Genomic DNA, 22,196 nt, shown 5'->3' on the forward strand with positions numbered 1-22,196 from the left:
TAGTTTTCCATGCCCTCGATTCTGTTGATCGAGGGCATTGTTGTTTTACAAAATGCGATGCATTGCAAGACGGGATAGCGGTACTGTTTGGTTTCTAGAACTGCTGGACAGAGCCGGGTATATGAAGCGAGTCCCGCTTAGCATATTGCTGACTTTGACCTTTCTCGGCCTCACTTATCGCGCAGGCATCGCGCTGGCGGTTTTCATCATCCAGCAGACGCCGGAAATGCCAGACTGGCTCGATGACACCATTCGATTCGGGATTGAGCTTACGCATTCGGACGTCAGCGAACCTGAAGATATAACCACGATCGCTAACCTGGCTACGTTTGTCGTCAGCTGGATTGTGGTAGGGGTTATGTTGAGTGCAGCCTATGGACTGGCTTCCAGATTCTGGCATCGCAGGCAGCAACTACCAGCTAATGCGGATTATCAACGTTAGAGGGCGAGGTGGCTTTCGTGTTGCTCGTGGCCGTACCCTCCCCTTTGTCAATCGTAACTATGTCTGCTTCACGGAGCTTGAAGACGGTATCCTCGATTACACCCAATCTTTTCTCGGGCGGGCAGCGGCGTGACCGCAAGACGCCTTCGATTCGGGCCATTGCTTGCGGGAGCAGTCGTACTGCTCATGCAACTGCCATTTCTGCAGCCGGAAATCGACTGGTTTCGGCATTCGCAAACTGCTGAGGGAGTGGTACTTCGTCTGCGCGCGGGAAATCATAAGCCCGATGTTGCATTTACCACCGTCACCGGCGACCGTCTTTCGGTCGCAGGAAGCAGTACGTGGTGCAAGTTCCGGGTGGGCGATCAGGTGACGGTGCGCTACGACACGAGATCACCCACACTCGCCCGAATCGACGGCATATTCAATCTCTGGGGCTGGCACGTCTTCCTCACTGCGCTGGCGTTGTTCGCTTTTACAAAAGGGATTTCGGGTGTCAGTCAAAAAAAGAGAATCGAATAAGCGGCATGAAAAGAATGCGCAATTTCAAGACGATAGGCTTGATTTCGCTATGGTTCTTTCTTTCCTACAAGCTGGGCATCTTCCTTCTCCGTTATATCGATGCCCATATTGAAGCGTGCCCGGAATGGATCGAACGGAGCGTGCGTTTTGCACTCGATTCATTCGGCTACAGTGACGTGCGGGATCCCGAAACGGTCGGCGCCGCTTGTGGCCTGTTCGCGCTAGTGCTCTGCTGGATATTCGTCGCGATGGTCTTGCTGATTGGATATGGATTGATTGCCCGATTGATTCGCAACCGCTGACACACGTGCGTTCTCCGTCCATGCCTTTTTAGTGCACGTTAAATTGTCAGGCAGCAAGAAAATCATGCGCGCAAGCAACGAGTCTCTTCTTATAGGCGCCAACTCAAAGCGTATTCGATTTTCTTAAGTAGTGGCGGCAAGCGATTTCAAAATTTATTACAGAAGTTCTCACACTGCATAGCAGTCAACCGCTATTGTTATGAACGCGATTTTATTATCTCTACGAAGCGCGCTTAGAAAATCAATGCCAGTCAGCTGTGTATTCAAACTCAATCGACAGGTTTCCTCCGACCTCGCGTGCACAGGTTTTGGCACCATCGAGGCTTATTCGGGAAAAGACATTGGTCGCGACAATCCTGACGCGGTTGCACTTCAAGGCATTGGACCCATTCCGCCAGGTCGCTACTACATTATCGATCGACAGGCAGGCGGTCGCTTGGGACGAGCCCGTGACCTAGTGGCGAAGTACGGGTTTGGCAACGACCATGCTAAGTGGTTCACCCTGTGGAATCGTAAAACCGGCGACGAGACAATTGTCAACGGAGTCACGCGTGGCAGTTTCAGACTGCATCCAAACGGTTTCGGCGGTTTGAGTGAGGGGTGCATTACCGTTGTGGACGAAAAGGATTTCGACAGACTGAGGAAATTCATCCGTTCGGGTCGACCGACTGTTTCTATCCCGGGCTCACTGCACAAGGCCTACGGTGTGGTGGAAGTTCGATGAAACGAATCCTCTGGCTAGCCCTTCGGACCTCGCTCTGGCTAGTACTTTCGTACAAACTCGGTGTTGTCCTTTTTCGATACCTCAACACGCGCGTGGAAGAAGCGCCGGGATGGATTGAATGGACCGTTCGTTTTGCGCTCAAGATTTTCGGTTACCACGACGTGCAGGAGCCTGAGACTATCGGCGCCTTGTGTGCCCTCTTCGCGCTAGTCCTCTGCTGCATATTCGTGGCGATGGTCTTGCTGATCGTTTACCGATTGATCATCCGAATTGTTCGCAGTCGCTCAGAAATTGGCGATGGGCAAGCTTGACCATCTCACAACGAAGCTCTTGCTCCGCCAAGCCCTTCTCATATCACTCTGGCTCATCCTTCCGTACGAACTCGGCATCGTTGTCTTTCGTTATATCGATGCTCACGCTCAAGGGTGTCCGCTATGGATTTATAGGATCGTCAGATTCGGACTGGATACATTCGGTTATAGCGATGAGAAGGATCCCGACACCATCGGCGCCTTCTGCGGCCTCGTCGCCCTAGCGCTCAGCTGGATCTTCTCAGCCTTGGCCCTATGGCTGGCCTACCGCTTGATCACCCGCGTCGTCCGCAGCCGACATCAATAACACGCTTCTATTCACTATAAAACTCACCCCCATGCACTCCGACATCCTCCTCAACCTCCAGGGCATCGACGGCGAATCGCAGGACAAGGCTCACCCGAAAGCCATTCAAGTCATCTTCTGGGAATGGACCGTCTCCCAACCCTCCTCCACGCACATCAACTCAGGCGGCGGCTCCGGCAAAGCGTCCTTCTCCGGCCTCGAATTCAAGCACGAGATCGACCGCGCATCGCCCAATCTGTTCCTCTACAGCGCCACCGGCAAGCACATACCCAAAGCCGAACTCATCATGCGCAAAGCCGGCGGCACCGCGCTCGAATACTTCAGGATCACCATGGAAGACGTGTTGATCACGAAGGTCCACCCATCCGCCGACGCCGGCTACGCCATCGAAAGCGTCGGCTTATCCTTCGCAAGGATAAAACAGGAATACGTCGTGCAAAACGCCCAGGGCGGCAGCATGGGCGCAGTCACTGCCGCCTTCGACATCAAGGCCAACAAGGCCTTCTGAGACTCAATTCGCCCCCGCCACATAAGCCTTCACCGCCGGCAGCCCGTCCTTCCCGTCGAATGTCTTCACACCCGCAAGCCATTTGTCCAGCACCGTCGGATTGGCCTTGAGCCACTCGCGTGCCGCCTTGTTCGCATCGGTCTTGTTCATGATCGGCAGCATCACGTGATTCTCGATATCCGTCGTGAACTGCAGATTGGAAACCAGCTTCGCGACATTCGGACAACGCGAATCGTAATCCGTGGGCGTCACGGTCAGCACTTTAGCCTCGCCGTAGTTGGGACCAAAGACGTCATCGCCACCCGAGAGATAATCGATCTTCATCTGCACGTTCATCGGGTGTGGCTCCCACCCCAAAAATACAATCGGCTTCTTCTCGCGGACCGCGCGATTCACCTCGACCAGCATGCCCGCCTCGCTCGATTCCACCAGCTTGAACTTGCCAAGCCCGTACTGATTCGAATCGATCATTTTCTTGATCAGCGCATTGCCATCGTTGCCCGGTTCGATACCGTAGATCTTGCCATCGAGCTTGTCGTAGTTCTTCGCAATATCGTTGAAGTTGCGAATACCCGCCTGATACGCATAGTCCGGCACCGCCAGCGTGTACTTCGCGCCCGTGAGATTCGGCGTCGCCAGCACCTTCACCTGATTGTTCTTCCTGAACGGATCGATGATCGGGTCCATCGTCGGCGACCAGTAGCCGAGGAACACGTCGATCTGCTTGCTTTTCACGCCCGCGAACGTGATCGGCACCGAGGCGATCGTCTTCGTCGGGTTGTAGCCGAGACCCTGCAGGATCGTCGATGCGAGTCCGGTCGTCGCCGCGATATCGGTCCAGCCGACATCGGCAAAACGCACGTTCCTGCACGCCGCAGGCTCGGCCGCGTGCGCCACGCTCACACCCGCCAGCATCGCCGCAGCGAGCGACGCGATCCACAAACGCTTCATGTTTTTCCTCTCTCTCAGGTTCATCAGGACGCAAGTCAGCCCGCGCGGCCCGTCACAAACCGGCGCGGAACAGAAGATTTTCAGACGATGGACGCGCTAGGCCGAAAGGCGCCGCTCCACGCTGGGAGCGTGCCCGAACTGCGCGCGATACGCCTTGCTGAAGTGACAAGGCGAATGAAACCCGCACACACTCGTCACGCGTGCAATCGATGCATCCGTGTTGCGCAACAGTTCGCGCGCGCGACGCAGCCGCAGCGTGAGGTAGTAATGCGTCGGCGAGACGCTGAGGAACATCTTGAACATGCGCTGCAAGTGCCGCTGCGACAGATGCACGAGCCGCGCAAGCTCTTCGAGCGAGAGCGGCTCCTCGATGTTCGCCTCCATCAGCCGCACCACTTCGACGAGTTCGGCGCGCGAGAAACCCACGCGGGCATCGACGGGGATGTGCTGGTAATCCGTCGAGCCGCGTATCCGCTCGACGATAAACTGTTCCGACACCTGCGCCGCATGCGCCTGTCCCAGCCGCATGCCGACGAGATTGAGCATCAGGTCGAGCGGCGCGGTGCCGCCCGTGCACGTGAGACGATCCCGGTCGATCACGAACAGTTCGTCGGCGAAACGCACGTGCGGGAAGCGCTTGTTGACCGGTGACATATCTTCCCAGTGCAGCGTGCAGCGATAGCCGTCCAGCAGCTTCGCAGCCAGCAAGGCGTACGGCCCGGTGCAGATGCCGCCCAGCGGAATGCCCGCCTCATGCGCGCGTTGCAGAAGGCCGATCACCTTGTCGTCGACGTAATCGGCAACCTGCCAGCCCCCGCAGACGATCAGCACATCGGGCATGCCCGCTTCGTCGATCGTCGTGGCCGGCTTGACGGTGATGCCGTTGCTCGCGCGCGCGGGTTCACCGTCCGGCGTGATGATCGACCATCGATAATGCTGCGCACGGCCGACGTAATTGGCCATGCGCAACACCTCGACTGCGCTCGTGAACGCGATCATCGAGAAGTTCGGCAGCGTCACGAAGCCGAAGTGCGCGAGATTGGACAACGGTGAATCCACAGCCGCCGGGACGATCGCGTCGCGCTTCATGCACAAGCCTCTCAGCTTTGTTGGGTCGCCGGCGTGCGGCGCACTTTCATCACGCTCTTGAGACCGGCGAACAACGGAGCGCGCGCCATGCCGGGCGAGCGGCCGAAGCTTTCCGTGATGCGGTCCAGGATGATAGCCAGCAAAACCACGGACAAGCCGCTCTCGAAGCCCAGCCCGATGTCGAGGCGCTGGATCGACGCCAGCACGTCGTTGCCGAGACCACCCGCGCCCACCATCGACGCAATGATCACCATCGACAAGGCCATCATGATGGTCTGGTTCACGCCGGTCATGATGGACGGCAGCGCGTTCGGGACCTGCACCTTGTAGAGCAACTGCCACGGCGTGCAGCCGAAGGCCTGGCCGGCTTCCACGATCTCGCGGTTCACGTGCTTGATGCCCAGCGACGTGAGACGCACGGCAGGCGGCATCGCGAAGATCACGGTGGCGAGAATCCCCGGCACGCGGCCCAGGCCGAACAGCATCGCGGCCGGAATCAGGTAGACAAATGCGGGCATGGTCTGCATCAGGTCGAGCACCGGACGCACCATCATTTCCACCGTCCTGCTCTTCGAGGTCCAGATGCCGAGCGGAATGCCGAGCAGCAGACTGATGAAGGTCGAGGACAGCGTGAGGCCCAGCGTGATGACCATCTGATCCCAGAAGTTGGTCGCGTAGATCAGCAGCAGCGCGGCCAGCACGAACGCCGCGAAACGCCAGCCGACCCGCCATAGGCCAATGCCCACGAAGATCGCGATCATCAGCCACATCGGAATGGCCTGCAGGCCATGCTCGACCGCCGCGGCGAAGGTTTCGATCACCTTGCCGATCGAGTCGAAGGTTTTCGCATCGTGATCGAGGAGATAGTGGACGCCGTGGTCCACCCAACTGCCAAGCGGAATGATTTCAGACATGGGAACCTCGATGGTGCGTAAGGACCTTCAGGACGTTGGCCTTGTTGATCGAACCGCAGTAGAAGCCGTCGGCATCGACAACGGGCAGCGGCGCCGGACTCGCGACCACACGGTTCACGACATCGTCGAGAGCCATGCCGCGCTCGATGCATTCGATGGGATTGATCTGCGGCACCGCATTGCCATTCCCGTCGCGGCCGACGAAGCCGCGAATGCGGCGCTCGCCGTCCATCACGAACGCGTAGTCCGCGCTGCCGTTGAGCGTCGCCGCAACGCTCGACGCGTCGATCTGCGGCGCATGCTTGATGAGCGGCACGGCGTCGGTCTGCATCAGGTCGCCCGCCGTCAGATAGCGGCTCGTGTCGATGCCCTCGAAAAAGGCCTCGACGTAATCGTCAGCGGGGTTGGTGATGATTTCCTGCGGCGTGCCGATCTGCACCACGCGGCCGCCTTCCATGATCGCGATGCGCGTGCCGATGCGCATCGCTTCTTCCAGATCGTGCGACACGAACAGGATCGTGCGGCGCTGTTCGCGTTGCAGATCGAGCAGCACGTTCTGCATTTCCTTGCGCTTGAGCGGATCGAGCGCGGAGAAGGCCTCGTCCATGATCATCAGCGATGGATTCACCGCCAGCGCACGCGCCAGTCCGACGCGCTGCTGCATGCCGCCCGATAGTTGCGCAGGCAACTTCTGGGCGAACGGCGCGAGGCCGACTTGTTCGAGCACGGTCATCGCCCGTGTCTCGCGCTCCTTCTTGCCGACGCCCGCGACCTCGAGGCCGAATGCGGCGTTGGAAAGAACAGTGCGCTGCGGCATCAGTGCGAAGGACTGGAACACCATGCTCATGTCCTTGCGGCGCAGTTCGGTGAGTTCCGAGCGGCGCACGGCGGCCACGTCGCGGCCGTCGATCAGCACCTTGCCGGCGGTCGGCTCGACGAGCCGGTTGATGAGGCGGATCAGCGTCGATTTGCCGGAGCCGGACAGGCCCATCAGCACGAAAATTTCGCCTTCCTTGACGTCGAACGAAACGTTATGGACGCCGACGATCTGCCCGGTGCGCTTGAAGACTTCTTCCTTCGTCGCACCGCCGGCCAGCATGTCGAGCGCTTGCTTGGGACTGTTGCCGAACACCTTGCACAGTCCCTCGACTACCACTTTGGGGGAATTCATCGAGTCTCTCCTGGCGGGGCGGACGTGCGTCCGCGCTGTGCATACATAGTTGCCAGAAAAAAGTCACGTCAGCCGACTAATTGCGACAGGCACATGTGGAAATACGACACTGGAATAAGGGCGTGTGCGTGTCATGCTCGTTGGCGCCTTGCTGGACAAGGCTTTGCGGCCAGCGGCTGGAAACTGCGCGGGAATTTTGGCGTGTCGCGTCAGGACAAGTCCGGATGCTCGATAACGATGCAGGCGGGTTGCGGGGTCGACGTCAGATAAACGAAAGGAGGGGAAATACGTTCGCGCACGAAAGGGCGCGTAGAGAACAGCAGGGGAATGCTAGAAAAACTACATGAACAGATGACTGGGCGGGCGGGTCGTACGGCAAGCGCCGTCGTGTATTGCTTGTGTTGTGTTTCCCGCGCCGCCTTTAGCGACGCATTACAGGCGAACGCCGAAAGCCGTGCCGCGTGCCTTGCGTTGACGCTCCGCATCACGGAAACGCGCTTGGTACGAATAGTCCTTGTCCAGCGGAAGGTTCGGCGATTCGAACAGCGAAACAAATTTTTGCAGCAGGGCGAAGAGGTAGCTCATGTCTGGCTCCGGTTAGTGATAAAGGGTTTTCCCTTAGTACGCATTATAGGGTTTGCCCTGACTCGAATCTAGTGCGTCGCAGCATTTTCGGAGAAATTTGTTGTAGTTTTTCTACATTTTACCGATTCAGCCGGTCGATCTGGCATCCGAGAATGTGGGGACAGCCCGCGAACGCCCGTGCGGTCGCTCATCGGCACCTGGACGCGCGAAAGCGCGACACGCCGCCGCAGCGCGTGTCGATGAAACGGGAAGGCGGTTGATCAGCGCGCCGCCGAATCGGCGTGACGATGCGCAGAACGCGCGTGCTTTTGAGACGGATAGTCCGGGCTGACCGCGCTCACCGGCTGCACCGGCGAGGCATCGGCACCGTATCGGTCTCGCGCATCGGGGGCGTGGCGCAGGCTGACAGTGTCCGAATCAGTGTCGAAGAGCGAGGCAAGCGTCGCCTGCTGGCTGAGCATCAGTTGCTCCATGCGGTCCCGCTGCAATTTGCCGTCGCGGCCCATGTGCACCAGCAACACGGTCTGCGCAATACCGGTTGCCACAGTCGCGAGCATCGCGCACACGATGATCGACAACATCGCCTTCATGCGGCGCGCGTGCGCGGTCGCGGACATGCGCTGCTCGATCATGACGGCGTGGAGCGTTTCCACCGTGTCGGCAAACGCCGCGGCACGCGCGCCGTCGAGCTCGGGTGCGGCGCCGGCATTGACTTCTGGCGATACCTCGCCAAGCGCTTCGGAGGGTTCCGCCGGCGGCGACGCCACCTCGGCGCCATGCCCGTCGAGCGCGACGCAACTGATGCTCGCCGCGCGCGGCACAGCGGCGGCGAGCGCGCAGGATTTCGGGGGCTCGGCGCCATCGCCATCGCCGGAGGGAGACAGCGGCGCTTCGTCCTGAAACAGCCCTTGCACGGGTTCAGCCGGCGCCACATGGGCCTTCAACGCCCGTTTCGCCTCGGACGACGGCGCGGCTTGACTCGACTGCACCGCAGCAAGAAACACCTCAGGCAGCTCGAAGCCTTCAAACGTGCCCTGCCGGATGTCGGTATTCAGTGCCTGAAGATGCGCGCGCTCGGCGTCTTCGGCGAAGAGGTCGAGCGTTTCGCCATTGCGCGCGTCGTCGCTCGGTTGCGCGAGACGCTGCGCGGAGCGCGCCGCGCGCGCGAGTTTCTTTTCGGTGTCGACGCCGTCCTGCCGGGCCGGCGGTTCGGGCTCCGGTCGCACAGGAGCAAGTGCGACGGTGTCGCCCGGGAGCGTGTCAGGCGTTTTGTTTGCAGCGGAATCTGGCATAGGTTCGAAAGGCCGCGGCCGCGACCCTGGACGCGAGGTGGTCCGGCGGTCGCGGCGAATGCTTCGAGAGGCCGCATTGTCTCACGCGGCGGGGCGCCACCCGTATCCCTCAGGCAAATTCAGCTGGCATCGTCCTCGCGAAATTCGCGTACGACGTCGAGATGCCGCAGACGCTCGCAGATCGCCTGATATTCCATCGCCGATGCGCGCGACAGTTCCACGCGCACTTCGTCCAGCTCGGGCGAGTCATCGCTCTGCTGGACGACGAACTGCTTCACGCGCACGCTGCCGGGCCCGAGCGCCTCGTGCAGCCCATGAAAAGTCAGCCCGCCGCGGTCGACCAGCATCGTCAGTTGCCGGCGCTGCTTGACGCTGATGAAACGCCGCTCCAGCGGCTTGATGCCCGCGAGAATGACGAGGATGATTGCCGTCGCCGCGATCGACGCCGTGTACAGGCCGCCGCCCACCGCCAGCCCGATGGCCGCAACCGACCACAGGCTCGCCGCCGTCGTCAGTCCGCGCACGATCTCGCCGCGCAGGAGAATCGAGCCTGCGCCGAGAAAGCCGATGCCCGACACCACCTGCGCCGCGACCCGCGATGGATCGAGCACGACGTGATCGCCCTTCAAGGCTTCCTCGAAACCATAGGCCGACACGATCATGATCAGCGCCGAGCCGACGCACACGAGCATATGCGTACGCAACCCCGCTGCCCACGAGAGCCGTTCACGCTCGAAGCCGATCACGCTGCCAAGCGCCGCCGCCATCACGAGCCGCGAGATGATTTCCAGATTTCCCAACATCTTGTAGTCCTCGGGTCGAAAGCCCGGCGAGCCGCCTCAGGAACCGGTCGGCGCCAGGCTGGTTTGTTATGCTTCCGTGCTGCGCGCCCCGGGCACAAGGGCGCGTCCCCTGGGTCCATCCGAGTCTATCCATGCAGGATCAGCCAACCAACGCTCAATCCCACGCTCAATTGCCGCTGCAAGCGGTGCGCCCGGATTCCGCCGCCGCGCTGCGCGCGCATTATGCGGACGTCGTGTTGCCGATATGGCGCGGTCCCGGCTTCAACGCCGCGCTCGGCCTGGCGTTCGAGGCCGTCGCGCCGCACGACCATGCGCCGCTGCCGCCCAGGCGTTATCGCGCGATGGCCTGCGCCCGGCAATTGTTCGCTTTCACGGACGCCGGCGACCTCGCGCATGCCGCCACGCTGTTCGAATCGCTGCGGCACTATTTTCTGGACCGGCAAAACGGGGGATGGTTCTATAGCGTCGACGCGCACGGCGCGCCGCTGGAGCGCCAGAAGGATCTCTATACCCATGCTTTCGTGGTGTTCGCGTGCGCGCACTACGCCAAGCGCAGCGGCTCGTCCGACGCATTCGCGCTGCTCGACGAAACCTCACGGCTGATCGAAGCGCGCTTTTCGAGCGGCGGCGATCTGCTGAACGCGGTGCTCGCCGAGGACTTCGGCACCACGCTCGAAACGCCGTTGCAGAATCCGCTGATGCATCTCGCGGAAGCATGGCTCGCCGCGCGTGAAGCCACCGGCGACGCCGCCTACGACCGGCGGCTGCTGCAACTCGCACGTTCAGTCGCGGATGCGTTCGTGCACGCGCCGAGCGGCTCGATCGCCGAATTGCCGATGGGCGCGCCGGGCAACCGGCTGGAGCCGGGGCATCAATTCGAATGGTATTTTCTGGCGCTGGGAAGCCGGCACGAGGCGTTCGAGGCGGCCGGGCTCAACGAAGGACTCGTGCGCGCCTTCGAATTCGCACAACGTCACGGTGTGGACCCGGAGACGGGCGGCGTGTGCGCGGCGATCGACGAAAGCGGCCGCGTGATCGACGGTACCCAGCGCATCTGGGCCCAGACCGAATATCTGCGCGCGCTGGTCACGCGCGGCGATGCACCCGGCGCACAGATCGCGCGCTTTGGAGAGCGCTTCCTGCATGACAAGGGCTGGGTGGAAGCGCGCTCGGCGCAGGGAGATATCGTTCGCGCCGAGATGCCGTCGACGACGCCGTATCACCTCGCGACGTCGTACGCGGCCTTGCCTGCCTGACAGGCGGGGTCAGTTCCGGGTTTTGCTTTTGGCGCAGGTTCAGCCGAGCTGGAACACCGACACCGCCGCCTTGAGCTGCCGCGTCTGCTCATGCAGCGACGACGCAGCGGCCGCCGCCTGCTCGACGAGCGCAGCGTTCTGCTGGGTCATCTCGTCCATCTGCGTGACGGCCTGATTGACCTGCTCGATCCCGACGCTCTGTTCGAGCGACGACGCGCTGATCTCCGCCATCATCTGCGTCACGCGTGAAATCGACGCCGATACGTCGCGCATCGCCGTGCCAGCGCGTTCGACGAGCACCGAGCCATCGCTCACCTGCGCCACCGACTCGCCGATCAGCGCCTTGATTTCCTTCGCCGATTGCGCGGAGCGCTGCGCGAGGCCGCGCACTTCTCCCGCCACGACCGCGAAACCGCGCCCCTGTTCGCCCGCGCGCGCCGCCTCGACGGCCGCATTCAGCGCGAGGATGTTGGTCTGGAACGCGATGCCGTCGATAACGGAAATGATCTCCGCGATCTTGTCCGAGCTGGCCGCGATGCCGCGCATCTTCTCGACGACGTCATCCACGACGTTCGAGCCGCGCGAGGTTGCCTGGAGTGCTTCGCCCGCCAGCGTGTTGGCCTCGCGCGCGTGCTCGGCGTTCTGCCGCACCGTGGCGGTCAGTTCTTCCATGCTCGATGCCGTTTCTTCCAGCGAGGCCGCCTGGTTTTCCGTGCGCGCGGACAGATCGGCGTTGCCGCTCGCGATTTCGTCGGCGCCGAGGTTGATCGAGTCGGACGTGGCGCGCACCGCCTTCACCGTGCTCGCGACGCTCGCCTGCATCGTCGCGAGTCCGGCGAACAGCCGGCCGATCTCGTTGCTGCCGCCGCGCTCGATGCGTTCATCCAGACGCCCGTTCGCGATGCGTTCGAAGTGCCGTCCCGCTTCCTCCAGCGGCGCGATCACGCCACGGCGCAGCGCCACGTGCGTCAGCGCGATGCCGGCCACGAGCGCCACCACAATCACGATACCGACCGCGCGAAACCATGCATAGCGTGTGTCGATCGACGCGAGATAGGCGCGCCCGGCTTCATCGCCGAAATTGACGAAGTTCTGCTGCTCCGCGAGATAGCGGTCCTGGAAACCTTGCGTCGGTTGATCCAGGAACGCCTGGATGTTGCCCGCGTCGAGATACTGGACGAGTTCCGCCAGCGCCTTCGAATATTCCGCGTACTTGCCTTGCAGCGCGGTCGAGTGCGCGACGTTCTCCTCGCCTGTCTTGGGTGCATTCAGGAATGCGGTGAAGGACTTGTCCGCCGCAGCGATCTGCTCGCGCGCGTGCTGCACGATGTCCGTCGGTTCGCTGCCGCCGCGCACCATGCGGGTGCCGGCGCGGGACAGGTTGATACGCGCATCCATCAGATGCTGCGTCGTCTGATTGACTGCATTGACCTGCTTGAGCGCGATGTCGGAAAGATTGCCGACATCGTCGTGCGTGCGTGAGAGGGACCAGAAACCAAGTCCTTCGGTGACCAGCTGAAAAAGACAAAACACCACCAATACCGCCAGCAAACCCGTTGAAACCTTGATCCTTGCGAACATCACCCGCACTCCGAATTTGCGAAATTACACCCGCCCGAGCGGGAACAGTGAGGGTTTACGGCAATGCCTTCAGAAAGCTTGAATCGTTTGCGGAACCGGCTGTCTACGCGAATGCGGAGATTCGCGCGGCTTTGACAGGGCATCGCCGAAGCTGCGCATCACGCGGCCCGAACGCTCCATTGCACAATATTTGCAGGAGTTTCTTGCAGTGCGCGCGATCGCTTTCTATTGTCTTTGCAGGACGGCACCGAACCCACCCAAGGAGTGTCCGAATGGCCGAAATAGTCGATATCGCGCGCGGTGCGCTGAATGCGCAACCGTTCAGCGCCTTGCTTGGTACCAAACTGATGCAGGTCGATTCAGCGAGTCTCACGCTGTGTCTGACCATCAGGGATGAACTCAGGCAACAACATGGCTTCGTACACGGCGGGGTGGTGAGTTATCTCGTGGACAACGCGCTGACCTTCGCCGGTGCGCTGCGGCTGGGCCCGAAGGTCGTGACGGGCGAATACAAGATCAACTACCTGCGCCCGGCAGTCAGCGGCACGCTGATGGCCCGCGCGCGCGTCGTACATGCCGGCATGACGCAGGCCACCTGCCAGTGCGATGTGTTCGTCACCGATGGCGGCGCCGAACGGCTCGTCGCCGTTGCACAGGGGACGATCACGCGCATCAGTGAAGGCGTCGCGAGCGAGCCGCTTTATCACGCCTGAGCCGCTTTCTTCTCTCATCCCGTCGTCCAGAAAAAAACCTCGCCGCAGCGAGGTTTTTTTCGTTGAGCCACCGAGCTTACTTCGCCGCGACGGTCTTCTGCGTCTGCTCGCCGAGCCCTTGAATACCCAGCTTCATCGTCTGACCGGCCTTCAGGTACACCGCGTTCGGCTTCACACCCATGCCGACGCCCGGCGGCGTGCCGGTGGAGATGACATCGCCCGGCTGCAGGCTCATCACCTTCGACAGATACGCCACCAGTTGCGCGACCGTGAAGACCATCGTCTTCGTGTTGCCGTTCTGATAGCGCTTGCCGTCGACTTCGAGCCACAGGTCGAGCTTCTGCGGATCGGCGATTTCGTCCTTCGTGACGACCCACGGTCCGATCGGGCCGAAGGTATCGAAACCCTTGCCTTTGTCCCATTGCGTGCCGTGCTCGAGCTGCCATTCGCGCTCGGAGACGTCGTTGATCACGCAATAGCCCGCGACGTAATCGAGCGCGCTGGCTTCATCGACATACTTCGCTTCCTTGCCGATCACCACGCCCAGCTCGACTTCCCAGTCGGTCTTGACCGAGTTGCGCGGGATTTCGACGTCGTCGTCCGGACCGCAGATCGCGCTGGTCCACTTGTTGAAGATGACCGGCTCGGTGGGCACCGGCAGGTTCGACTCGGCCGCGTGATCCGCGTAATTCAGCCCGATGCAGACGAACTTGCCAATCCGGCCGACGCACGGTCCGATGCGCGGATTGCCGTCGACGACCGGCAGCGTCGCGACATCCGTCGCGCGCAGTTTCGCCAGGCTCGCCTCGGTCAGCGTTGCGCCGGTGATGTCATCGACGACCTTCGACAGATCGCGAATCCGGCCCTCGGCGTCCAGCAGACCCGGTTTTTCCTGACCCTTGGGGCCGTAACGAAGCAGCTTCATCTGAGTTGTTCCTCCTGGTTCCGAAAAAGAACGATGACCGGTCAGTTCGACCAGCCACCATCGATGATGTGAATCTGACCCGTCGTGAACGACGAGTCGTCCGAGCCCAGATACAGCGCGAGCGCGGCGATTTCCTCGGCGCGGCCGACGCGTCCCATCGGCTGGCGGGAGACGAAAGCGGCCTGCACCTGGTCGACGGTAGCGCCCTGCGCCTTCGCCTGTTCCGCGATGCGGTCCTTGAGCGACGGCGACTCCACCGTGCCGGGACAGATTGCGTTGCAACGGATGCCGCGCGTGACGAAATCGGCGGCGACGGACTTGGTCAGGCCGATCACAGCGGCCTTCGATGCGCCGTACACGAAGCGGTTCGGCACGCCCTTCACGCTCGACGCCGCCGACGACATGTTGATGATCGACCCTCCGCCCTTCTCCAGCATCTTCGGCAAGAACGCGCGAATCGTACGATACATGGCCTTGGCGTTCAGGTCGAAGGCGAACTCCCAGTCTTCCTCACTCGCTTCGAGAATCGAGCCGGCGTGCACGTAACCCGCGCAGTTGAACAGCACGTCGACCGCACCGATTTCCTGCGCGAGCGCGTTGACCGCCTGCGAGTCGCGGACGTCGAGCCTGCGCACGTCGAAGGGCTTGCCGTCAAGCGACTCCGTGCGGATGTCAGTGGCGATGACGCGTGCGCCCTCTTTTGCGAAGAGCTCGGCCGTCGCGAGTCCGATGCCTTGTCCCGCCGCCGTGATGAGCGCCGTCTTGCCTGCCAGTCTTTGTACCATCTACTGCTCCAGTCGAAGTTGTTTTTGAGACATCTTGGCTATAAGAGCCGGATCGGGGGTTTTTTGAATCGCTTCAAAGTCGATAAAACTTTTGGGCATTTGCGCCGAATATCGCGTCTTGCGCGGCTTGTTCGAGATGCGCGGTGAGACTCGTTGCCGTGGCGTGCCACGCGGCATAGTCGCCATTGAGGTTGAGCACCGGCCAGTCGCTGCCCCACATCAGCCGTGCGGACCCGAACTGTTCGATCAGATGCGCGACATAGGGTTTCAGCGTCGCTTCGGTCCAGCCTGCGTTGGCTTCAGTCGCGAGACCGGAGATCTTGCAGTGAAGTTGCTGCGGCAATGCGGCCAGTCTCGCGATGCCATCGGCCCAAGGCTGCCAGCCGGATTGGATGCCATCGCGGATCGGCGGTTTGGCCGCATGATCGACGACGACTCTCAATGTCGGATAGCGCGCGACGAACTCGATCAGCGACGGAATATGCCGCGTGAAGATGAGTGCATCGAAGGCGAGGTCGAGATCGATCAATCGATGGATCGCGGCCGGGTGCGGCGCGTGTGCGATCCATGCGTCGTCGGGCAGATCCTGCAGCATCGGTCGCACGGCCTTGAACTTCGGCTCGCGAGCGAATGTGTCGATCATCTGCACGGCATCGGGTGAGTCGAGCGGCACCCAGCCGACCACGCCGGCAATCGAATCGTCGGTACGGGCGAGATCGAGCAGATAGCGCGTTTCATCGACGGTCGGCGCGGCCTGCACGACGACCGTTCGAGCGATACCGGTTGCTTGTCGCAAGGGCGCGAGGTCATCGGGTGCGAAGACGCGATAGAGCGGCTTCATGTCCGGCGTGAGCCAGCCGTAATCGCCTCGCGCAGGATCCCAATAGTGTTGATGGGCGTCGATGTTCATCGCGGCACCGGCGCATTCGCATGCAGCAGACCTTCGGCGCGCAATGCATCCCATAGGCCTGGCGGAACCGGTGTCGCAAAGGATGCCGCGTTCTGACGCACTTCATCCGGATTGCGGGCACCCATCAGCACCGTGGCCACAACTTTATGCGCATAAGGAAACTGGATGGCGGCGGTCGACAGCGCTACGCCGTGCTCCCGACACACGCGCTCCAGTTTGCCGACGCGCTCGACAATGTCCTTCGGCGCATCGCCGTAATTGAACTTGAGATCGCCATGCGCTTGATGATCGAGACCACGTGCAAGAATGCCTGAGTTGAACGCGCCGCCCAGCAGAATGCTGACGCCGCGTTTTTCGCATTCGGGCAGGAGATCGTCGAGGGTGTTCTGTTCAAGCAACGTGTATCGTCCCGCGAGCAGCGCGCAGTCGATGTCGTACTCGGCCATCATCTCGCGCACAGCGGCGCCTTCATTCACGCCGAGTCCAACAGCCTTCACTCCGCGGGAGTGCTTCAACTCGTCGAGCGCGCGAAAGCCGCCTTCGTTAGTCAGTTGCTTCCAGTAATGTGCGTTGTCTGCGCCATGGGTGACACGGCCGATGTCGTGAATCAACACGATATCGATGTCCTTCATTCCAAGGCGCATCTGGCTGTCCTCGAAGGAACGCAGGATGCCGTCGAAGGTGTAGTCGTAGATGGCTTGGAACGGGAGCGGCGCGGCCCAGCCTTCGCTGCCGTCGTCGGGCGTTGTGCGTGGAACGAAGCGGCGCCCGACTTTGGTAGACAGCACAAAGTCTTCACGCGGATAGCGTCGCAGTGCATCGCCGAGACGATGTTCCGCCTTGGTGTGGCCGTAGTGCGGCGCCGTGTCAAAGAAACGAATGCCGGCTTGCCACGCGGCGTCGACCGTCGAGCGCGCTGCTTCTTCGGTGAGCTCGTGATACAGGCCTCCGAGCGGCGCGGTACCAAGCGACAGCGCGCTCACTTCGAGGGGCGTGCGGCCAATCTTGCGTCGGCGCGAAACAGCCTGGGTGTCTCCGGTCATGTGCAAGCCTCGGTGGTTTCCTTCAATATGAAGCGCTCTCCGCCGTGCGAGACGCCACAGTAACCTGTCGCGCTTCGCCCCGCAAACTCGCGGGCCCGGACCGTACGAGTAATCCGTCGTCGGGGGCTGCTTGCGACGTTCGAACTGCGAGTGGGTCGAGATCGCATCCGTTGGGGCGGTGGTGATAGGGGCAACTGCCCGTCGAAGAGATCCACGAAATCGAAGGCGTGGACGGTGTCGCGAAAGTTTGTGGTGAACTCTGCCTGGAGGCGATGCGGGCATTTAGCCGTATTCGTCGCCGCCACGGCAGTGCAAACGCCTTTCGCTCCGACAGCGCGCGACAAATCCTGACACTGCATCAACGTTCTGGAAGCACTCATGACCTCCTGAAGCTGTGTGGGCGCGTGTTCGCCAATGGATCTACGGGTGCACATGCAAGCGCTCTGTCAGACATCACTTTTCGGTGCGTTTATTCATCAGTGAACGTAATATTCATATTCGCACGACGCGAAGTCAAGGAAGCCGTGCGTCTGAAGCGCAAGTAGTTTCCCGGACGCGCAAGGAATGTGAACGCTCAACGCGGCCTACACTGACACGCCAGACACACAAAAAACCCACTCATACTGAGAATGCCTTCCGAACTGATAGAGCAGGACGGCGATGCCGACCGCTACCGCGCACCTGCGCTCGACAAAGGGCTCGACATCCTCGAACTGCTGTCCGAGCAAAAGTCAGGGCTGACGCGCGCGGAAATCACGAAGCTGCTTGGGCGCAATGCGAGCGAGATGTATCGGATGCTGGAAAGGCTGGTTGCGCGTCAGTACGTCGTGCGATCGCCGGAAGGCGATCGTTACTCGCTGAGCCTCAAGCTGTACGCACTGGCGCATCGTCATCCGCCGATGAACCGGCTGATTGCGGCGGCCCTTCCGGCAATGCAGCGTTTCGCCGACGCCGCCGAGCAGTCCGTGCACCTCGTGGCGTACGAGCGCGGCAATCTGCTGGTGATCGCCCAAGTGGATGGGCCCGGGACGTGGGGCATATCGGTGCGGCTTGGCGCGCGCGTCGGTCTGATCGATACCGGCTCGGGCCGCGTGATGCTTGCCTTTCAGACGGACGAGCAACGCGAACACATGCTTGCCGAACATACGAAGGTCAAGGGTGAAATGACGGTGGACCGCGCAGTTCTGGAAGCCGACTACCCGCGAATCCGCGAGGCGGGCTTTTCGAGGAAGGACAGCCAACAGACTTTCGGCGTGACGGACGTGACGTTTCCGTTATTCGGACCTTCCGGCGAGGCGATTGCCGCCCTCACCTGTCCGTATATACGGCGCATCGACGACTACGTGGCGCCGTCCATTGAAGAAGTCAGTGCCTTGCTGAATGACGCGTCGAACTCGCTTTCAATGACGCGTGACTGAGGACCGTACGCGACGCGTTAGAATGGCGACCCTTCTAAAAGGCAAGGCGTCATGACGGCGCATTGCCGTGGTCAACCCGACGCATTTCCGATGGCGAAACTCCTTTCCGATACCGAATTCCTGCGCTTCTCCGAGCTCCAGCAAAAACAGGCCAGCTTCACCATCACGTCCGACGAAGCGGACGAGCTGCGCGAGATTGTCGCTCGCGCACAGAAAAAGCGCGACGATCGCGCGGCCGCGATGCAGTCGATCGAAACCTACATCGCGCAGTTCGACATCTCGCCGGACGAACTCTTCTCGGCTGAGCAGATCGGCGAAGCGGCGCGTACCTTCGGCCTCATTCCGGCCGCAAAAAAAGAACGCGCATTGCCGCCGCAGTTGACGCACAACGGCAAGCCGTATCAGTGGACCTCGCGTGCACTGCCCGAGGAGATTCGCGCGCCGCTCTTCGATGCGTTCGTCTCGGGACAGTCGGTCAAGCCGTTCATCGCGACGCTCAAGGACACATCGCGCTGCGCGTTGACCATTGCGCGCCTCGAGAAGGAAACAGGAAATTCGTATGCCGAAGCATTGCTCGACGAGCTCTCGATTTCGCGCGCGCAGGTCGATGACGCACGAGACAAGTTGGCGGCCTAGTTCGAAGGCGGCTGATTCGGCTTAACGCCCAGCCGCATCTTGAAACCGACGACGCCCGGATCCTCGGTCTTCGTCACCTCGAAGCCGGCACGACGCGCAAGCGCGATCATGCCGGCATTCTCACGCAACGCCTCGCCGACCAGCCAGCGCGTGCCGCGCTTTCTCTCGTAGTCGATGATGCGCGACAGCAAGAGTCCGCCTAACCCCCTGCCTTTCATGTCCGAGCGCGCCGCCACGGCGAATTCGGCGGTCTCGTTGTCCGGATCGGCAATCGCGCGCGCGACAGCGAGCGTTTCGCCTGTGCCCGCATCGTCGATGCGAGTGACGATCAACGCCATTTCCCGGTCGTAATCGATCTGCGTCATGCGGGCGAGTTGCGAGTGATCGAAGCTACGCACTGCACCGAAGAAGCGAAGACGCAAGTCTTCCGCGGTATTGGCCGCAACGAAGGCGCGATGGGCGTCCTCGTCTTCAGGTCGGATCGGACGTACCGTAATGCGCATGCCGCGCCAGTCGAGCGTCTCCTCGAGGCAACGCGGATAGGGGACGATCGCCAACGGCCTGCGATGCACACCGAGTGTGAGCTGCGCTTCGTGCGCGGAAACAGAATCCCGCGTCACGCGCAAAACCAGGCGAAATGCGACGATTTCCTCGATATGGCAAACCAGTTGCGAAAGCGCGGTGAGCGCCGCGAGCAGCAACTCCGCAGGCAATTCGCGCGAGCGCGGCGTGCGCATGACTAGATCCCGCGACAACACTGGATTGAGCGGCGGGAGCGCGAATTCGTGCAGCGCATCTGCCAGGCCCAGTGCGCCCTCGGCCTTGAACTCGAACACAGGACCGAACACACGATGGTTGAGTAAGCGAGTCTGAATCTCGACAGCGTCGCTCGCCAACGCATTCGACGGTCCGGGTTTGACCGAAATCCCGAAGCGTTCCAACGTGCGTGCGGCTCTTTCGCCATCCAGTTCGGCTACGCCGTTCGCCAACGCAGCACGTATGTCGGTCTGAGCGGCGTGAAGATCTCGCGGAAGTTCGGCCGGCTGACCATCGGGCGTTTGCATCAGCAGTTCGCGTCCCTGGCGAAAGTCGACGAGCCGGGCAAAGGCACGCGCCAGCCGATGCGGCGTCGTATGGACCGGAATGCCGTTCGCGTGCAGCGCGTCGCGCGTCGCGGAATCCGCGCAACCGAAAAAGCACGCCAGCAATCCGCGATAGGCGTGATGGCGCTCTTCAATGAGCGCGCGTGCGACGTCCGCTACGGGCGCACTGTGCGTCGGCGCATGCACGACAAAAGCGGTGCCGGACTCGCGATGACTTGCAAGCGCCCGGATGGCAGAACTGAAGTCAGCGGGGGTGGCGTCGTCGCCAAGGAGCAGCGGATTGCCGGCATGCGCGCGGGGAAGAGCCGCCGCGATGGCATCGCGCGTGGCGGAAGGCCAGTGAGCGAGATCATCGCCCGCGCTGCTGAACGCATCCTGCGCAAGCGCGGCGACACCACGATCGCTCGTGATCAACGTGGCAACGTCACTCGACGCGACCCGTCCAATACCCAGCGTTTCGACTTCGTCGAGCAGATCATCGAGCGAATCGACGCGCACCAGACCCGCGCGGCGAAATACGGCGCCGTAGAGTCGATCGAACGGATCGTCGCGACCGGTACGCAGGACCAGCACGGGTTTATTACGCGCGGCAGCGCGGGCCGCGGAAATGAACTTGCGAGCCGAAGTCACTCTCTCGATGGCAAGCAGGATCGCCCGTGTGGAGGGATCGCTCGCGAGGAAATCGAGAATGTCACCGGAGTCAACGTCGGCCTCGTCTCCCAGGGCGATGACTTTCGAGAAACCGAGCCCGCGCGCTTTCGCCCAACCGAGAACGCCGTTCGTTAGCGCATTCGATCCGGATACCCACGCAACCCCACCCGGTTTCACGTTGCAGGCAGGAGCTCCAAGGCACGCGCCGATGGCGGGTGTCACGACCCCTAGACTGGATGGTCCGATGATGCGCATCAAGAAAGGACGGGCGGCAGCGAGAGCCCGTGCGGTCCACTCTTGATTGCCAGGGCTTGCTGCTATCCGCTGATCTTGTTGCGTGGCCGTGGAGCATCTCCCTTGCCGATCGGCCTCACCGACGATCACTACCGCTTTGGTTCCTCGTTTGCCCAGTTCCTCGATGAGAGCCGGCCAGGTCTCGGGGCGAGTACAAAGTATTGCGACGTCAGCGCACTCGGGCAACGCGGTAACAGTTGGATAGACATGGGCGTCGTTCAGCGTTTGATACTTCATGTTGACGGGCCAGAGCGATCCGGTGAATCCACCACACAGCGCGCGGGTCCAGACCATCTCTCCAATACTTCCCGTCCGTGATGATGCACCGACCACAGCGATCGACTTCGGTCCGAACAGTGTGTCGAGATTGCGAACGGTCATGGCAACTCCAGCGTCAGTGCGTGCAATAGAGCGATCAAGGATAGGCGATTTCGCTGGATGGTATGGACCACCTAGGAGGGTCGCGAACGGTGGCTTTATGCGCATAAAGCCACCCCTGGGATCGTTGAGGAACGCCACCGTGCTCGTTTTCATATCGTTTGTGAAACGGGGCACTGCGCCTTTATGCGCATAGAGCGCGCGGTCACTGGAGCGCGCATGGACGCTATGTCTGTTATGCAGCGAGAGGCTAGGCGGAAGTTTTGTCTCGTGTGAAGCCGTCGCTGCTTATTGCAAGCAAGAGTCAAAGCGTTGCCTTGCCTTCGATCAATCAAAACATCAACGCTCGCGCAGACCAGAGTAAAGCTCGAGCATGTCGTAGCCAGCCGCAGACTCAATCCGGGTCAACTGATCCGACACGAAGCTTTATGCGCATAAAGATGTCGAATGCCGCGAGTGAGGACATGCGGCTTCACCATTTGCGAAACGCAGGGGCGCATTCCCGTCATCCGCGCAGCAGTTGCGCCTTCGACGGCAACGCCTATCGTCGTGACTACCCAATCTCTTTGCTTAGCTTCGGCA

The 22,196-nt window shown here is 61.3% G+C and carries 24 protein-coding genes; 11 read left to right on the forward strand and 13 right to left on the reverse strand.

Annotation, left to right across the window (positions count from 1 at the left end):
* Positions 1-121 precede the first annotated feature (121 nt).
* The 7 genes from QCE88_RS31770 to QCE88_RS31800 all read left to right on the forward strand — a co-directional run bounded on the left by QCE88_RS31770 (position 122) and on the right by QCE88_RS31800 (position 3,116).
* Positions 122-442, forward strand: coding sequence for a hypothetical protein (locus tag QCE88_RS31770; protein WP_309909221.1), 321 nt, complete (start codon positions 122-124; stop codon positions 440-442).
* Between the two features lie 129 nt (positions 443-571).
* Complete coding sequence (locus tag QCE88_RS31775; RefSeq protein ID WP_309909223.1) at positions 572-964, forward strand: DUF3592 domain-containing protein; 393 nt, start codon at positions 572-574, stop codon at positions 962-964.
* 5 nt (positions 965-969) lie between these two features.
* Positions 970-1,266, forward strand: coding sequence for a hypothetical protein (locus QCE88_RS31780; RefSeq protein WP_309909224.1), 297 nt, complete (start codon positions 970-972; stop codon positions 1,264-1,266).
* Between the two features lie 199 nt (positions 1,267-1,465).
* Positions 1,466-1,990 carry a DUF2778 domain-containing protein gene (locus tag QCE88_RS31785; RefSeq protein ID WP_409018256.1) on the forward strand — a complete coding sequence of 175 codons (525 nt, stop codon included), beginning with the start codon at positions 1,466-1,468 and terminating at the stop codon, positions 1,988-1,990.
* Positions 1,987-2,301 (forward strand): hypothetical protein, encoded by a 315-nt coding sequence (locus QCE88_RS31790; RefSeq protein ID WP_309909226.1) that lies wholly within the window; start codon positions 1,987-1,989, stop codon positions 2,299-2,301. The genes QCE88_RS31785 and QCE88_RS31790 overlap by 4 nt, the downstream gene beginning before the upstream one ends.
* On the forward strand, positions 2,288-2,608 hold the full coding sequence (locus QCE88_RS31795; protein ID WP_309909227.1) for a hypothetical protein: 321 nt from the start codon (positions 2,288-2,290) through the stop codon (positions 2,606-2,608). The genes QCE88_RS31790 and QCE88_RS31795 overlap by 14 nt, the downstream gene beginning before the upstream one ends.
* 31 nt (positions 2,609-2,639) lie before the next feature.
* On the forward strand, positions 2,640-3,116 hold the full coding sequence (locus QCE88_RS31800; RefSeq protein ID WP_309909228.1) for a type VI secretion system tube protein Hcp: 477 nt from the start codon (positions 2,640-2,642) through the stop codon (positions 3,114-3,116).
* A gap of 3 nt (positions 3,117-3,119) precedes the next feature.
* On the opposite strand, the gene QCE88_RS31805 is transcribed toward QCE88_RS31800, so the two are convergent.
* The 7 genes from QCE88_RS31805 to QCE88_RS31835 all read right to left on the reverse strand — a co-directional run bounded on the left by QCE88_RS31805 (position 3,120) and on the right by QCE88_RS31835 (position 9,921).
* A complete protein-coding gene (locus QCE88_RS31805) occupies positions 3,120-4,067 on the reverse strand; it encodes a choline ABC transporter substrate-binding protein (protein WP_309909229.1) in 948 nt (315 codons plus the stop codon).
* Between the two features lie 96 nt (positions 4,068-4,163).
* Positions 4,164-5,156, reverse strand: a complete 993-nt coding sequence (locus QCE88_RS31810) for a GlxA family transcriptional regulator (protein ID WP_309909231.1) — start codon at positions 5,154-5,156, stop codon at positions 4,164-4,166.
* Between the two features lie 11 nt (positions 5,157-5,167).
* The gene (gene choW / locus QCE88_RS31815) at positions 5,168-6,070 is read right to left on the reverse strand and encodes a choline ABC transporter permease subunit (protein ID WP_309909233.1); all 903 of its coding nucleotides are present in this window, start codon (positions 6,068-6,070) and stop codon (positions 5,168-5,170) included.
* Positions 6,063-7,241 carry a glycine betaine/L-proline ABC transporter ATP-binding protein gene (locus tag QCE88_RS31820; RefSeq protein ID WP_309909234.1) on the reverse strand — a complete coding sequence of 393 codons (1,179 nt, stop codon included), beginning with the start codon at positions 7,239-7,241 and terminating at the stop codon, positions 6,063-6,065. Before QCE88_RS31820 ends, choW begins: the two co-directional genes overlap by 8 nt.
* 432 nt (positions 7,242-7,673) lie before the next feature.
* Positions 7,674-7,826 carry a hypothetical protein gene (locus QCE88_RS31825; RefSeq protein WP_309909235.1) on the reverse strand — a complete coding sequence of 51 codons (153 nt, stop codon included), beginning with the start codon at positions 7,824-7,826 and terminating at the stop codon, positions 7,674-7,676.
* A gap of 260 nt (positions 7,827-8,086) precedes the next feature.
* Positions 8,087-9,052, reverse strand: coding sequence for a hypothetical protein (locus QCE88_RS31830; RefSeq protein ID WP_309909237.1), 966 nt, complete (start codon positions 9,050-9,052; stop codon positions 8,087-8,089).
* 185 nt (positions 9,053-9,237) lie between these two features.
* Positions 9,238-9,921, reverse strand: coding sequence for an MgtC/SapB family protein (locus QCE88_RS31835; RefSeq protein ID WP_309909238.1), 684 nt, complete (start codon positions 9,919-9,921; stop codon positions 9,238-9,240).
* Positions 9,922-10,052: 131 nt separating this feature from the next.
* Here QCE88_RS31835 and QCE88_RS31840 point away from each other — a divergent pair, with 131 nt between their 5' ends.
* Positions 10,053-11,177, forward strand: coding sequence for an AGE family epimerase/isomerase (locus QCE88_RS31840; RefSeq protein ID WP_309909239.1), 1,125 nt, complete (start codon positions 10,053-10,055; stop codon positions 11,175-11,177).
* 39 nt (positions 11,178-11,216) lie between these two features.
* Here the strand turns inward: QCE88_RS31840 and QCE88_RS31845 are convergent, their stop codons facing one another.
* A complete protein-coding gene (locus QCE88_RS31845) occupies positions 11,217-12,758 on the reverse strand; it encodes a methyl-accepting chemotaxis protein (protein WP_309909241.1) in 1,542 nt (513 codons plus the stop codon).
* Between the two features lie 272 nt (positions 12,759-13,030).
* Here QCE88_RS31845 and QCE88_RS31850 point away from each other — a divergent pair, with 272 nt between their 5' ends.
* Complete coding sequence (locus tag QCE88_RS31850) at positions 13,031-13,471, forward strand: PaaI family thioesterase (RefSeq protein ID WP_309909242.1); 441 nt, start codon at positions 13,031-13,033, stop codon at positions 13,469-13,471.
* A gap of 76 nt (positions 13,472-13,547) precedes the next feature.
* Here QCE88_RS31850 and QCE88_RS31855 read toward each other — a convergent pair whose 3' ends face one another.
* The 4 genes from QCE88_RS31855 to QCE88_RS31870 all read right to left on the reverse strand — a co-directional run bounded on the left by QCE88_RS31855 (position 13,548) and on the right by QCE88_RS31870 (position 17,134).
* Positions 13,548-14,396 (reverse strand): ureidoglycolate lyase, encoded by an 849-nt coding sequence (locus QCE88_RS31855; protein ID WP_309909243.1) that lies wholly within the window; start codon positions 14,394-14,396, stop codon positions 13,548-13,550.
* Between the two features lie 41 nt (positions 14,397-14,437).
* Positions 14,438-15,181 carry an SDR family oxidoreductase gene (locus tag QCE88_RS31860; protein ID WP_309909244.1) on the reverse strand — a complete coding sequence of 248 codons (744 nt, stop codon included), beginning with the start codon at positions 15,179-15,181 and terminating at the stop codon, positions 14,438-14,440.
* 73 nt (positions 15,182-15,254) lie between these two features.
* A complete protein-coding gene (locus QCE88_RS31865) occupies positions 15,255-16,091 on the reverse strand; it encodes an amidohydrolase family protein (protein ID WP_309909245.1) in 837 nt (278 codons plus the stop codon).
* Positions 16,088-17,134, reverse strand: a complete 1,047-nt coding sequence (locus QCE88_RS31870; protein WP_309910967.1) for an aldo/keto reductase — start codon at positions 17,132-17,134, stop codon at positions 16,088-16,090. The genes QCE88_RS31865 and QCE88_RS31870 overlap by 4 nt, the downstream gene beginning before the upstream one ends.
* A gap of 629 nt (positions 17,135-17,763) precedes the next feature.
* Here QCE88_RS31870 and QCE88_RS31875 point away from each other — a divergent pair.
* Both QCE88_RS31875 and QCE88_RS31880 read left to right on the forward strand, forming a co-directional pair.
* Positions 17,764-18,552: an IclR family transcriptional regulator gene (locus tag QCE88_RS31875; protein ID WP_309909246.1), complete on the forward strand. Its 789-nt coding sequence runs from the start codon at positions 17,764-17,766 to the stop codon at positions 18,550-18,552.
* Between the two features lie 90 nt (positions 18,553-18,642).
* Positions 18,643-19,188: a hypothetical protein gene (locus QCE88_RS31880; protein WP_309909247.1), complete on the forward strand. Its 546-nt coding sequence runs from the start codon at positions 18,643-18,645 to the stop codon at positions 19,186-19,188.
* Here the strand turns inward: QCE88_RS31880 and QCE88_RS31885 are convergent.
* Positions 19,185-21,617: a GNAT family N-acetyltransferase gene (locus QCE88_RS31885; RefSeq protein ID WP_309910969.1), complete on the reverse strand. Its 2,433-nt coding sequence runs from the start codon at positions 21,615-21,617 to the stop codon at positions 19,185-19,187. The genes QCE88_RS31880 and QCE88_RS31885 overlap by 4 nt on opposite strands.
* Positions 21,618-22,196 lie beyond the last annotated feature (579 nt).

Source organism: Caballeronia sp. LZ035 (assembly GCF_031451175.1).
Taxonomy (GTDB): Bacteria; Pseudomonadota; Gammaproteobacteria; order Burkholderiales; family Burkholderiaceae; genus Caballeronia.